This window comes from Arthrobacter gallicola (assembly GCF_014836775.1).
GTDB lineage: Bacteria > Actinomycetota > Actinomycetes > Actinomycetales > Micrococcaceae > Arthrobacter_B > Arthrobacter_B gallicola.
On record NZ_JACSQD010000007.1, the window covers coordinates 62249 to 75899 of the forward strand.

Annotated in this window: 11 protein-coding genes; 2 read left to right on the plus strand and 9 right to left on the minus strand. The window is 67.1% G+C overall.

Annotation, left to right across the window (positions count from 1 at the left end; translation table 11 throughout):
• Positions 1-220: 220 nt before the first annotated feature.
• The 4 genes from H9639_RS14325 to H9639_RS14340 all read right to left on the minus strand — a co-directional run bounded on the left by H9639_RS14325 (position 221) and on the right by H9639_RS14340 (position 4291).
• Complete coding sequence (locus H9639_RS14325; protein WP_225219635.1) at positions 221-1279, minus strand: ABC transporter substrate-binding protein; 1059 nt, start codon at positions 1277-1279, stop codon at positions 221-223.
• Complete coding sequence (locus tag H9639_RS14330) at positions 1263-2222, minus strand: metallophosphoesterase family protein (RefSeq protein ID WP_191808755.1); 960 nt, start codon at positions 2220-2222, stop codon at positions 1263-1265. The genes H9639_RS14325 and H9639_RS14330 overlap by 17 nt, the downstream gene beginning before the upstream one ends.
• Entirely contained in the window at positions 2219-3028 is an 810-nt protein-coding gene (locus H9639_RS14335) for a tyrosine-protein phosphatase (RefSeq protein ID WP_191808756.1), read from the minus strand. The genes H9639_RS14330 and H9639_RS14335 overlap by 4 nt, the downstream gene beginning before the upstream one ends.
• A 576-nt stretch (positions 3029-3604) precedes the next feature.
• Positions 3605-4291: a hypothetical protein gene (locus H9639_RS14340; protein ID WP_191808757.1), complete on the minus strand. Its 687-nt coding sequence runs from the start codon at positions 4289-4291 to the stop codon at positions 3605-3607.
• Positions 4292-4450: 159 nt separating this feature from the next.
• Between H9639_RS14340 and H9639_RS14345 the strand changes: the two genes are divergently transcribed.
• Positions 4451-5077 carry a rhodanese-like domain-containing protein gene (locus tag H9639_RS14345; protein ID WP_191808758.1) on the plus strand — a complete coding sequence of 209 codons (627 nt, stop codon included), beginning with the start codon at positions 4451-4453 and terminating at the stop codon, positions 5075-5077.
• Positions 5078-5152: 75 nt separating this feature from the next.
• On the opposite strand, the gene H9639_RS14350 is transcribed toward H9639_RS14345, so the two are convergent.
• The 4 genes from H9639_RS14350 to H9639_RS14365 form a co-directional block, all read right to left on the minus strand.
• Entirely contained in the window at positions 5153-6355 is a 1203-nt protein-coding gene (locus tag H9639_RS14350; protein ID WP_191808759.1) for a globin domain-containing protein, read from the minus strand.
• Between the two features lie 231 nt (positions 6356-6586).
• On the minus strand, positions 6587-8614 hold the full coding sequence (locus tag H9639_RS16935; protein WP_225219636.1) for a hypothetical protein: 2028 nt from the start codon (positions 8612-8614) through the stop codon (positions 6587-6589).
• 158 nt (positions 8615-8772) lie between these two features.
• A complete protein-coding gene (gene tpx / locus H9639_RS14360) occupies positions 8773-9270 on the minus strand; it encodes a thiol peroxidase (protein ID WP_191808760.1) in 498 nt (165 codons plus the stop codon).
• 342 nt (positions 9271-9612) lie between these two features.
• Positions 9613-10401 carry a coniferyl-alcohol dehydrogenase gene (locus tag H9639_RS14365; protein ID WP_225219637.1) on the minus strand — a complete coding sequence of 263 codons (789 nt, stop codon included), beginning with the start codon at positions 10399-10401 and terminating at the stop codon, positions 9613-9615.
• A 179-nt stretch (positions 10402-10580) separates the two neighbouring features.
• Here H9639_RS14365 and H9639_RS14370 point away from each other — a divergent pair, with 179 nt between their 5' ends.
• Positions 10581-12008, plus strand: coding sequence for an aldehyde dehydrogenase family protein (locus tag H9639_RS14370; protein WP_318242103.1), 1428 nt, complete (start codon positions 10581-10583; stop codon positions 12006-12008).
• Positions 12009-12216: 208 nt separating this feature from the next.
• On the opposite strand, the gene H9639_RS14375 is transcribed toward H9639_RS14370, so the two are convergent.
• Positions 12217-13611 (minus strand): MFS transporter, encoded by a 1395-nt coding sequence (locus H9639_RS14375; protein WP_318242104.1) that lies wholly within the window; start codon positions 13609-13611, stop codon positions 12217-12219.
• Positions 13612-13651 lie beyond the last annotated feature (40 nt).

Below are 13651 nucleotides of genomic sequence, written 5' to 3' on the forward strand. Positions count from 1 at the left end.
TGTGGCGGGTCGTCGCGCTGCCCATCCCCGCCTGACGGGCAGCCGTCCCGCGGGCACCTGCCCCGCGGGCAGCCGTCCGGAAAACCTCCAGCCGGGACGCCTCCAGCCGGTGGACCTGGAACCGGAAGACCTGGAAACGGTGGGGCTCTGAGCGGCGGGGTTCTGACCGTCGGGGCTCGACCCGGCAGCGCTGAGCCGCCCTGCCTCCGGGGACACGGAATTACTTGAGGAGTTCATTGAACTTCGCGACCGCTCCTGCCTGCTTCTCAGCGATGACCGCAAGATCCGGGTTCAGCAGCTGAAGGTCGGCCAGCTCGGGCGCACCCTCGGGAACACCGGCGTCGTCGCGGACCGGGAGGTAGGACTGCGCCACAGCCAGCTCCTGGCCTTCCTTGGAGACCAGGAACTCCACGAACTCGTTGGCAGCGTCCGGGTTCTTCGAATCAGTGAAGACCCCGGCCGGCTGGGAGACGTACGGAACGCCGTCGGACGGGTAGTTCAGGCTGATCGGCGAGCCCTTCGCTGCCAGTTCACGGGCCACATAATCCACCACAATCCCGATTCCCGAGGTACCGGCGGCCACGGCCTGACCCACCGGGCCGTTGCTTTCCAGCACGGTCGGTTCGTTGCTGATCAGGTTCTTCAACCAGTTCTCGCCCAGGGCCGGGGTTTCGAGCCAGACGGTGGTGTTGAAGGCAGCGGCACCTGACACATCCGGGTTCGGCATGGCAATCAGGCCCTTGTATTCCGCGTTGGTCAGCTCGGCCCAGGACTCGGGGGCGCTGTCCACCAGCGTGGTGTTGTAGGCGATGACCGTGGGGATGATGCGGGTGCCCACGTAGTAGCCCTCGGCGTCGACAAGGCCGTCGATCTCTTGATTCAGTTCACCGGCATTGTCGATGTCCAGGACCTGCAGGTCGCCCTCAGCGGCGTACGCCTCGAACGTGGGGACATCGGCGGCGAGGATCACGTCTGCTTGGATGCCGCCGGTCTCCTTCTCCGTGGCGATCCGGGTCTTCAGTTCGCCGGTGCCGGCCCGGAAGACCTCAACGCTGACCTCCGGGTTGACCTTGTTGTAGGCGGCGACCAGTTCATCGATCTTGGCCTGCGGCTCGGAGGTGTAGACCGTGAGGGTCCCGGTGGCACCGGCTCCGGTGCTGGACGCCGTGGCTGCCGGGGAGTTCTCGGCACCGTCGGCACTGCCGCTGCAGGCGGTCAGGAGCGCCAAAGATGCCAGTGAGACGACGGCGAGGGCGGGGTACTTAGTGCGGTGCAGCAATGGGTTCTCCTTGGGAAACCGGCAGCAGCGGCTGCTGCCGGCAGGGGTGGCCCGGGGCCCGTGCGGGCACCGGGATCGGATGAGTGGAACGGGTGATGTTCGCGGCTGGGACGGCGGTCCTGCTGAACACCAGGGCTCCGGCGTTTTGGCGTCCGGCGGGCAGCAGCGGCACCGGAACGGCGCTGAAGCTGCCCTTTTCGCCCAGCCGGATGACCGAGAGCCAGCTGCTGTCCAGGCCCTGCACTGTCTCCGGCGGGGCGGACAGGTCCTGGCCGTAGGACACCGCCGGACCGGCCCAGACCGGCACACCACCCAGCCGTCCGGAAACCGCATGGTGATAGTGCCCGCACAGGACGGCGCGGACGTCGGTCCCGGCCAGCACGCCGGCGAGTTCTGCCGGCCGGGCCAGGCCGCGGCCGGCCAGCTGCGGCAGCAGGGAATCGACGGGCGGATGGTGCAGGGCCAGCACTGTGCCGTCTGGCGCAGGCTCGGCCAAGACGGTATCCAGCCAGTGCAGCTGCTCGCCGGTGAGGCGGCCTGCGGGCTGGCCGGGGTCGTGCGAATCCAGCGTGATGAGGCGCAGTCCCCCGACAAAATGCACGTCATTCCCCGGGCCGGGCCCCATGTCAGTGCGCGAGCCGGTGAACGTTTCCGCAGCCCACGCGCGGGGGCCGGGAACGTCGTGGTTACCGGGCAGCAGGATCACCGGGCAGCCCAGCTCCCGGCCAGCCCGGGCGAACAGCTCAGCGGCAGCGGCATAGATATCGCCACCGGCGTCGGCTATGTCACCGGTAATCACCACGGCGTCGGGCCGGTAGCGGGCCGCGGCGCGCAGGGCCTCGGCAGTGCGCGCCCATGTATCCAGGACACCAAACAGCAGCTCATCCGGCTGACGCAGATGAGTGTCCGTGAGGTGGATCAAGGTGTATCCGGGGCCGTTCATGACGCGGGGATTCCCTCGTTATGCAGCAGGCCGCGGGCCGGGAGGTCGGAGTCCAGCAGGTCGCGGGCCCGGTCCAGGAGGTCCCGGCCCAAGCCGTGCCGCAGCAGGTAGGCTGCGGCACCCGTCTCGCCGTCGAAGGATTCTTCCGCCAGAAGCTGCAGGGCGCTTTCCAGAACCTCGGGCGGGCTGGCCAGGTGCAGGCGGACAGCTGTGGCCAGTTCCGCGGGATCCGTCGTCCGGCTGCGGAGCCGGTCCAGCACAGCCTGGCGGAAGGAAGGAGGAAGGGCCGCTTCGGTGCGGGAGTAGTCCGCCACGATGGCCCCGCGGGAAGCACCGGCGGCGGCCAGCACCAGCGCGATGATCAGCCCGGTACGGTCTTTCCCGGCAGCACAGTGCACCAGGACACCGCCGTCGAGGTTTCGGATTACAGCCGCGGCGGCGCGGGTCAGTGCCGGGGCGCAGTTCTGCAGCAGATGCCGGTAAACGGCTTCGATTGGTTCGGAGATGGGAATGCTTCCGCGGTAAAGCGGGACGTTCACCACCTGCGTTCCGGCCGGAACATGATCCGGGGCCGCGGCGACTTCCATCGGCTCGCGCAGGTCCACTACCGTGGCGATCCGTGCGGACGCCAGCTCAGTGAGACCGGACGCGTCGAGGTCGTTCAGAGCTCCGGACCGGAAGAGCAGCCCCCGGCGAAGTCCCGGAATTCCGGTTCCGTCCGCCGCATCACGGAAATTGAACAATCCGCTGACTGACGGCGGAACGTCTGCAGGTGCCTGCAGATCTGGGGGCAGCTCGGTATTCATGGAACCTCTGGGTCGTGCTCGGTTGGGACTCTCCGAGTTCACCCAGCGAAGGTTAATCAGCGGTGAACACACCCCGGCGCTCAGGCCAACCGTGCGCGAACACTCTGCCCCAGCTGACCCCTCTCCCGTCACGCACTTCCGGTCGCCCGGTTCTGCCGTATCTGAACTCCTTGATGGATCCTGCCGACTCCCCCGCGCCCACAGTTCCCACGATGTGGGGCTGGAGTTACCGCTGAGGTCACAGCAGGCAACACCTTCAACACTCCCTGGGAACCGTGGCCCACAGCCCGCCAAACTGCGTGAACTCGGCTCTCGCACGGCCAACCTGCTCAGAATTCGCGGGAAAAATGCACTGCGGGGTAACACCAGCCCCAGCCGTACCAACGGTCAGGCAACCAGTAGCCAGGCCGATGGATCCGGACGAAGAACCCTCCGTTTTGGGTCAAATCGACCGTGCTGGGACTTCCCTGCCGTGGCGCCCCGGCAGGAAAGTCCCAAACGGGCAGGAAAATCCCAAACTGGCAGGGGAACCCCAAACCGGTGGAAAACGGTCTGCCAAACGGCAGGGGAGTACAGCTAGCGTCCGCGACCCCGCCGGAAGCCATCAGCCTGCACGGTGAGCAGCGTCAAGGCACCGATCAGCCCGAGCAGCAGCAGGAACGGACCCACGCCGTACAGGTTGGAAGCGATGACGCTGGGCCCGCTCTCCATCCCCTGACCCGTGGCCGGATCAACCGAGACGTATCTTGGCGGCTCGAGGGCTCCCGTCAGCCAGAACAGGCCAGCTGCCAGCATCACGGCCACCAGCACCCATGCCGCACAGAGGTACGGATTGAACCAACGCCGGGGTCCATCAGATGCGGATAGACCGTGGCTGGCGGACAATCCGCTGGAAACCGGCGCCCCGCGGTCACCCTCGGAGCGGCCCGGGTTCCCCACCTCTTCAATTCGGATGGACTCGCCAGCCAACGCGGAACCATCTTCGCAGCCGGAAGTGCCGCTCCCACCGGAGGCCCCAACCGGGTGTTGCCGGGCGGCGCGGTCCCCGGCCCGGGCGACGGAACGCCCACCGGACCTGACTGCAGCGGCACGGCCCCCGGCCCTGCCGGCGGTCAAAACCTCGGCCTCATCATTCCCGGCGGTCTGCCCCACAGCAGACGGAACAGATCCGCCGCCGTCGACAATCGGCACCGGGTCCTGAGTCTGGCCAGCCCGTGGCCGCGCGTACAGCCGGTAGTCCTCCGACGGTGTGTGATTCCCCATGGCGGCGAGCTTACTCGACACCGTCCTGGGCCGGGCCAAGGCAGCCGCGGGCACCGGGGCCACACCCAAGGCCACACGGCGTAATATCCCGGGGCTTCTCCCAGATTCGGGTTCTACGGTGGTGGCTTCGCTCCGGCCACCACTACCGAAGGAACCTGCATGAGCACCACCACCGCCACAGCTACCCCTGCCAAAACCAACGCCAACGCCAACGCCAACGGCCAGAAGACGATTGATCCGCAGACGCTTGCCTCCCTGATCCGGGAGAATCCTGCGCTGACGCTCGTTGATGTCCGGAGCCCCGCCGAATTCGAATCCGCGCACATCCCCGGCTCCCGGAACATTCCGCTGCCACTGCTCTCCGAACACGCTGTGGAGCTCGCGGCCCGGTTGGGGAACGACGTCGTGATCCTGTGCCAGTCCGGTGTGCGGGCCAGGCAGGCCCATGAACGGCTGGCCGCGGCTGGTCTGCAGGGTGGTGCGGTGCTCTCCGGCAGCGTCGCGGATGTGGAAAAGGCCGGCGGCACCGTGGTGCGCGGAAAGCAGGTCTGGGACATGGAACGCCAGGTCCGGTTCGTTGCCGGCAGCCTGGTGGGGATCAGCCTGCTGGCTGGACGCACGGTTTCCCCGAAGTTCCGGATCCTGGCCGGCGGCATCAGCAGCGGCCTGGTGTTCTCCGCACTGTCAAACACCTGCGCCATGGGCAAAGCGCTCTCCTACCTGCCCTGGAACCAGGGCAGGTCCGAGCCCTCCTGGGACGAAATCCAGACTCAGCTCGACCGGTAAGAGCCGCGCGCCCGTTCCTGCCGGGACCTGATGCCCCGGGCAACCAGGCCCCGGCAGGAACGAACGCCGATCTGGCTACTGGACGTCAGCCTGCCAGAGGTCGGGGCCGAAGACCTCGTACTGGATATCCTGTGCCGCAACCCCGCGCTCAATCAGTGCGCTGCGGATCGCCTGCATAAAGCCCAGCGGCCCGCACAGGTAGTACTCGGCGTCGGCGGGGAGGTCCACCGCGGACAGATCCATGGCACCGGAGAACTGGTTGGCGGCCTCCAGCCCAGCCGCAGCCGAGAACCAGGTGCTGAGCGAGGCACCCGGCAACTTCGCCAGATCCGCACGTACCTGGTCCCGCACCGCGAACGCTTCCTCCGACTTGTCAGCGTGCAGCAGAGTGACCGGGCGCGTGGCTGATGCCTGCGCCAGGTGGGAAATCATCCCGGCCATCGGGGTGATGCCGATCCCGGCGCTGGCGAACACCACCGGCCGGCCGGTGTCCTTCAGGACAACCTCGCCGAACGGTGCCGAGAGGACCAGCTCGTCGCCCACCTGGACGGCCGCGTGCAGCAGGTTCGACACCTCGCCGTCGGGCGTCGTCCGGCCGTGGACCCGCTTGACCGCAAACTGGCGGTGCCGCCCGTCATCGGCGCGGGTCAGGCTGTACTGCCGCGGCTGGTGCACACCGTCGGGCATCAGTGCCTTGAGCGAGACGTACTGGCCGGGCAGAGCCGGAGAGGCAGCGCTCCCGTCGGTACGCTCGACGACGAAGGTCACCACATCCGCTGTCTCCTGGATCCGCTCCACCACGCGCCAGGTCGCCCAGACGCTGTCCGGATCCACGTCCGCCGCGGCATACATGGCGCGTTCCTGGTTGATCAGGGCGTTAGCCATCAGCCAGTAGACCTCATCCCAGGCGGCGGCCACCTCGGGGGTGACGGCCTCGCCCAGGACGTCAACAATGGCCCACATCAGGTGGTCGTGGACTACCTTGTACTGCTCCGGCCGCAGGCCCAGGGATACGTGCTTGTGCGAAATCCGCGCCAGTAGATGATCCGGCAGTTCCCCGGGCTTATTCACCAGGAAACTGGCGAAAGCGGCCACGGAGCCGGCCAGCGCCTGCTGCTGGCGGCCGTCGGCCTGGTTTCCGCGGTTGAAGAGGCCATCAAGCAGTTCAGGTTTCTCGGCGAACATGTGTGAATAGAAGCGTTTCGCGATCTCCCCGATATTCGCTCCGACCACCGGCAAAGTGGCCTCGACAACGGGACGGGATGTATCTGAAAGCACGTAAAACTCCTTGACTTAACGAAACGCAATTCGAAAGCCAGGAGTGATTTTCTGCCGACTTCCGACAGTCACAGTACTCCTCTTCTACGCCGTGTAGAAATCACGGTAAGGCTGTCCCCCAGGCGGCCCGTCAGGACATGGACGATGGCCTCTGACGCGCCCGCAGCAGCAGCAAAAGGCCGACGCCGGCACCCAGGCGGGTGCCGGCGTCGGCCGCTGTATTTTCCAGGGTCAGGGCAGGCGCCAGTACACCGGATCATTCTCCTGGGCGAGGATCATGCGGAGGCTGATCCGGCTGTCCTCGCCGATCGCTTCCTCGGGCAGGTCGAAGCAGACCTCGTAGGTGCGGCTGTCTCCCTTGGCGAGGTTGGGCTCGCCGAAAATGTCGGCGCCCAGGTCCGTGGAGCAGTCCAACACGCTGTAGGCGCGGCTGTCCGCGCCGATGAACTCCGGTGCAAGGTCCAGCCACAACCGTCCTTCACCGCTGCCGTTGTACACGGTGTTGAACTCGAAAATCACATAGTTGTGGTCTGGGGCGTCGGCGAACCGGTCACGTTCCTGCACCTCGGCGGAGGCATCTCCGTTCACCTCGACCAGGGTGACCGTGTAGTCACCCACCGTTGCCTCGTCGCCCGCCGAATTCGCGGAAGCGGCCAGCACCTTGGAGCGATACGTGTCGCTGATATCAAAGGTGTACTCATCCGGGGTGGGCAGTGCATCCGGCGTCTCGGAGGCATCCGGGAGGAGCAGGTCCGGATCCGACTCGCTGGCGTCGTATTCGCCAATGCCCAGCTTCCGGAACGTATCTGCCACCTGGGCAGACACAACGCTAGCGATGACCAGCGAGACCGCGGCGGCTGCCAGCGCAATGATGGAGAGTATGCGAGACACGTTGCGGGCACGGATTCCCTTGATCAGGGCTGCAATGCCCAGGCCGAGAGCGACGACGCCGAACATGTACGTAAAGAGGTTGATGAACGGTATCCAGGAGATGAGGAGTCCAGCACCCGCAATGCTCAGGGCCGCGATGCCCAGTGCCTTGCCGGGTGTCCCGGCTGGCTGAGCGCCAGGGTGCCCCGGGTATCCGGGGGCGCCGGGGTATCCGGGGGTGCCCGGGTATCCGGGGGTGCCCGGGTATCCGGGGGTGCCTGCGCTGCCGGGGTATCCGGGGGTGCCTGCGCTGCCCGGATAGCCCGGGGTATTGAGATAGCCCGACGCGGAGCCGTAACCGGCATCTGGCATCCCTTGTCCCGGAGCTGCGTACTGCTGCTGCCCCTGTCCCGCAGCTGCGTACTGCTGCTGAACCTGGTCCGGAGCCGTGTGCGACTGCTGACCCTGGTCCGGAGCCGTGTACGACTGCTGACCTTGATTCGGCATGCCGTACTGCGGCCGGATGTACTCCGGGGCGGCGTTCGGGCCGGAGGATCCAGTCTCCTCAGCACCCGGCGCACCCGCCGGGGCTCCCGTCGGGCCACTGAACGGCACACCCGCGGGCTGCCCAGCAGACTGACCGGCCGGCGGATAAGAGGGTTGAACGGGACCGCCCGCTGGAGCCCCGGCTGGCGCAACTGCGGCGTAGGGATTTCCGCTGGGCCTGTCGTACGAGGTCAAAGGCCGGGTGGGCACCAGGTATCCGCCAACGATGTACGGGCCACCTTCCGACGTTTCCTGCGCCCCGGCATCGCCGCTGCCGCCATGGCCGTAGCCGCCCGTTTCGTAGGCCGTGTTGCCGCTGCCACCCTGGCCGTAGCCGCCCGTCTCGTAGCCCCGGCCGCCGGCGTCGCCGCTGTCGCCGTACGGCTGTGCTGCGGCACCTGACGTTTCCCTGCTGCCTGCAGCACCTCCGGATCCGGCCGGAGCATAGGCGGGAGGGACGAAGGACCCGCCGGGAGAGGCAAATCCGCCCGGCGGCGCCAGCCGGGAGCGGTCCTCCTGCTGCGGCCCGCCGCCGGCGCCTTGCGCTGCCGCACTGCTGCCGTTGCGTTCTCCAACAGGTGCCGGCCCGGTGTGCCCTGAGTCAGCTGGAGGATGAGCCCCGGGTTCGGCAGGCGCCTCGCCGGGCGTTCCAGCAGCCGCCGCGTCCCCAGCTTCCCGGGTCTCCCCCGCGTCTCGGGTCTCCCCAGCTTCCCGGGTCTCCCCCGCGTCCAGCGTCCCCCCAGGGCCCCGGAATTCCCCGGGTTCCCGGCCCTCCCCGGGTTCCGGTGAACCGTTCTGCCCTTGGCCGTCTCCGAGCCCAGGCTGGCCCTGTTCCTTGTCCATTTGTTTCCCCCATGCGTAGAGCCCTGTGTGCACAAAATGCGGGGACACAGCCGTCCTGCCGGTGGCCCCGGCACCATTCTAGGCCCCTGACCTGCGGCTTTCCCCATGAGAAAGGGGTCCGCCCCGCAGCTGCGGAACGGACCCCAAACGAAGAAAGACTAAGCGAGAGCCGCGACGACGTCGTCGTAATCCGGTTCGGTGGTGATCTCCGGAACCAGCTGCGTGTACAGCACGGTGCCCTCGGCATCGAGCACGACGACGGCGCGGGCCAGCAGGCCGGCCAGCGGCCCGTCAGCCTGGGTCAGGCCGAAGTCTTCTCCGAAGCTGCTGCGGAAAGCGGAAGCTGCCACCACGTTCTCGATGCCTTCTGCACCGCAGAACCGGCCAAGGGCGAAGGGAAGGTCCTTGGAGACGCACACCACCGCGGTGTTCTCCAGCTGGGCGGCCACCTCGTTAAAGCGGCGGACGCTCTGAGCGCAGACACCGGTGTCCACGCTCGGGAAGATGTTCAGAACCACCCGGCGGCCGGCGAAATCGGACGGGGTCACTGCGGACAGGTCGGTGCCGACCAGTTCGAACGCCGGTGCGGACGTGCCAACGGCGGGAAGTTCACCGGCGGTGCGGACAGGGTTTTCTTTGAATGCTGTGGTTGCCATGGTTCGTGTCTATCATGTCCGGCCCCCTTTGTTGGGACGCTGACCTGCGGCGATGCCGGATTGGTCTGCAAATCCGAAGAAATTCGGGATGCGGGGTTCCCAGCGCGCGTGGTGGTGTTCTACTGGGAGAAGGTTGTGGGTTTGCTGCAGAGAATCCCAACTAGGCCCTCCCCGGAGGGCTGATAGGTCCACATGGCCGGGACCAGTAGGTTCGATGGCCGGATCTGGGAACGACTCCCCGGCTGAGGCCGGGGAGTCAGTTCATGTGGGGGTCAGTTCATGTGGGGGTCAGTTCATGCCGGGAATGAGCTCAGCCCCGCCAGGTGCCCGGCGGCGAAGAACCTACCCCGCGGGCTGCAGCTGCGCCGATCCGCGGTGGGCCGCAAGGCCGCCGTCGACCCGGATGTCCGTGCCGTTGACCCAGCCGGCCTGCGGCGAGGCCAGGAACATGATCACGTTGGCGATGTCCCGGGCGGAGGCCGCCCGGCCCAGGAGGGTTACTGCGCCTTCCACCTTGTCCACGCCGTGGTCCTTCTTGAAGTCAGCCAGGATCGGGGTTTCCACCGGACCCGGGCTCACCGAGTTCACCCGGACGCGGCCCAGGTTTTCGCTCGCCTGCAGTTCCGTGAGCAGGCGGACGGCTTCCTTGGAGAAGCGGTAGGAGTTGCCGGTGACCTCAGCATCCTGGTGTACGCCGGCGAGCGCGCCGTCCCAGTCGGCGGCGGAGACGAACGCGAACAGCTGGGAGCGCCGCTCGGCCCATCCTGCCGCCACCGAGGACGCCAGGTTGGTGACGAATCCGCCGTCCGCAATCCGGGGCAGCAGCGCTTTGGTGAGCTCCCGCAGACCGAAAACGTTAACCGCGAGCACCAGCTCAAACGGTGCGGTGCCCGGAACGCCGGCAATGTTGGCCAGGCCGTGGATGGTGCCGCTGACCTGGGCGGCGGCGTCGGCCACGCCCTGCGGGGAGGAGAGATCGGCCTGGATGAACTCTCCGGAGAAATCCTCGGCCGGGTTGCGGTCAATACCGATGACCTCGGCGCCGGCGGCCGTGAACGCCGCCGCCGTGGCCGCGCCGATGCCCGAGGCAGCTCCGGTAACCACAATCCTCTGCCCAGCAAACATGCCCATGTTTCGTCTCCGTACTCTCCGTGCTTCCGCGGCAGCGGCCACGGCTCATCGCTGACCAATCTTCTCCTCCACACGCACCCAGGCAAGGCCGCCTTTCCACTGGACAGATAATGAGACTTGTCCGTTTCCCCGCATCGGACAAGGCTGGGATCCCAGAAACAACGCGAAAAGGACGGCCTGTGACTGTTTCCCCCACCACCTATGAGGTCTTCGACCCGGCCACCCTGGAAGTAGTCGGCACCGCGCCGCTGCACACGGCGGAGGATATGGAACGCGCCGTTGCTCTGGCCGGCACTGCTGCCGCCGCCTGGGCCGCGGACCGCGGGGCCCGGCGCTCAGCCCTGCGCTCCATTGCTGCTGCCGTCCGGACCCAGTCGGGCCGGTTGGGCGAAATCCTCAGCCGCGAACAGGGCAAGGTCCTGCGCGAGGCCGTGATGGAATTCCAGGTCGCTGCCGGATTGTTCGACTACTACGCCGATCTTGAATGGGACCAGACCGAGCAGCTGCCCGAACGCGACGGCCGCCGGCTCTCGGTGGACTACCGTCCGGTGGGCCTGGTCGGCGCCATCACGCCGTGGAACTTCCCGATCTCGCTGCTGGCAGTCAAGCTGGCTCCGGCCCTGGTGGCCGGCTGCACGGTGATTGCCAAGCCCTCACCCAGCACCCCGCTCTCCACCATCGCGCTGGTGGAGCTGATGAACGGTTTCCTGCCGCCGCACGTGCTGACGTCCGTGACCGGCCGGGGCGTGCTCAGCCGTGCGCTGAGCACCCTGCCGGGTGTGCGGAAGATTTCCTTCACCGGTTCCACCGAGGTGGGAACCGCAATCATGGCCCAGGCCGCCCCCACGGTGAAGCGGGTAACGCTGGAACTTGGCGGCAACGATCCGGCGATCGTCCTGCCCGACGCCGATCCGGCCTTCACCGCCGCAGGCATCATCGGCTCCGCGTTCCGCAACGCCGGGCAGGTCTGCATGGCCGTGAAGCGGGTCTTTGTGCCGCGCAGCCTGGCCGGGGAACTCACCGAGGCGCTCGCCGCCGCCGCGGCCGGCCTGGTGGTGGGCCGCGGCCTCGACGCCGGCACCAGCATGGGCCCGATGCATAACGCCGCGCAGCGGGACCTGGTTGCCAGCCTGGTCACGCAGGCAGTGAACGACGGCGGCAAGCTCGCCTTCGGCGGCGGCACAGGCACCTCACTGCCCGGGTACTTCATGGAGCCGACCATCATCTCCGACGCCCCGCATAACACCCCGCTGGTCTGCAGCGAACAGTTCGGTTCCGCGCTCCCGGTGTCGGTGTACGACGACGTCGAGGACGTCCTGGCCCAGCTGAACGCACAGGAATTCGGGCTCGGCGCATCGGTCTGGACACCGGACCTGGACCGCGCCGGAGAACTGGCCGCCCGGATCGAGGCCGGCACGGTGTGGATCAACCAGCACACCCAGGTGGAGCTGGATGCACCGTTCGGCGGCTGGAAGGCCTCCGGGATGGGCCGGGAACGCGGCCACTGGGGCCTGTCCGAATACCTGCAGACCCGCACCGTGAATGCCATGGCAGGGACCCACGCCGTCGCGGCAGCCGGTGCATCTTCCGCCGCCCAGAGCAGCTAGAGCCTAGAAAGCAGCGCCCGGCTACGGCAGCCCGCCGTAGCCGGGCTTTCTCTATTTGGTCGGTTTTGACCGCAGCCTTTAGAGGCAGCCCAGAGTTCCGCCGGGAACCACAGGTAGCCCCAGCTAGCACCAAAGACAAACACAAAAAAGTCCCCTTCCATGTTCGGAAGGGGACCTTTCGCGGTTACGGCCGCAGCGGGATACGTGCTTAGTGCGTGGAACCGCCGGTAGGTACCGGCCCAGCAAGGCCCAACCGGCGCACGTCGCGCTGCTGGTTAATGAACAGCAGGGCCAGGATGCCCATCAGGAGCATCAGACCGCCGGCCAGGGCGAAGGCCGAGGTGTAACCCTCAGCCGGGGTGGCTCCGCCGCCGATCAGGAAGCCCGAGACGGCCGGGGCGAAGATGCCGCCGGAGGAGAGCACCGCGTTGGCAATGGAGAGGTTCGCCCCGCGCTGCGCAACGGTGGTGAGTTCGGAAACGATCAGGTACGTGATGGCAAACAGTGCCGGGGCCGTGCCCAGTCCGAGGACCAGCAGCACCAGGGACAGCAGCGGGGACTGCACCAGGGTTGCACCCAGCAGAGCCGCTCCGGCCAGGGTGGCGGCGCCGCCCAGGACGAAGGAACGGGCCTGACGCGTGGGCAGTCCGCGCAGGTGCAGGCGCTGGGTCAGGGCACTCAGGGAAATAGTCGTAATGGCACCCCAGGCAGCAGGAAGGGCAATCATGCTCCCTGCAGCCTGGCTGGAGTAGCCAAGAACGGTTTCAAAGTAAGCCGGCCCCCAGGACATCGCCAGGGTGAACGTCCAGTAACCCATAAACGAGGTCAGGACGGCGATGATCCAGCTGGCCGTGAAGATGGTCTTTTTATAGCTGACCTTCGTTTCGGCGACGGCGGCCGCCGGCTCCTCCTCATCGTCCCCGGCACCGGCGTCGGGACCGTCGATTTCCCGCTCCACCTGCCGACTGGTGTAGGGGCCCTCCTTGCCGGTAATGACCCAGAAGACGGACCAGACCAGCCCGATGATGGCCAGCGTGGCGAAGGCAGTCTGCCAGCCGAAGGCACCGACCACCCAGGCCAGCACCGGAGCGAAGGCCACCACACCCAGGGTGACGCCGGAGGAAGCGACCGCCGCCGGCGTCGCGCCCTTCTTCTCCGGGAACCACTTGTAGATGCTGTGCATCATGACCGGAGCCAGCGGGCCTTCCCCGGCGCCGAGCAGCAGCCGCGAAATCCAGAGGGCAGGCAGCGAGGCGAAGATCAGGATCGGCAGCTGCGCCACCGACCAGGTGAGGCACAGGACCAGGAGGATCCATTTGGTGGGAATCTTGTTGGCGATCGGCGCCGCCACGAACTGGATAATCACGAAGGTCAGGAACATTGCACTGCTCACCAGGCCGAACTGTTCCGGCGTAATGCCAAGGTCCCGCATCAGCGGAACGGCGGCGATGCCCAGAACCGCTTTGTCCGCCCAGCTGAGCATCATCAGCACCAGGAGCGAAGAGGTGGTGAACCAGGCGTAGCGGTTCCGTCTGGCGGCGGACCAGTAGCGCGGATTACCAGGGTCCTGCCGAACAGACGTGGGGGGTTCTTTGAGGGACACGGGCCTACCAGACTTTCGTAATCGGATACCGCGCAGGCAT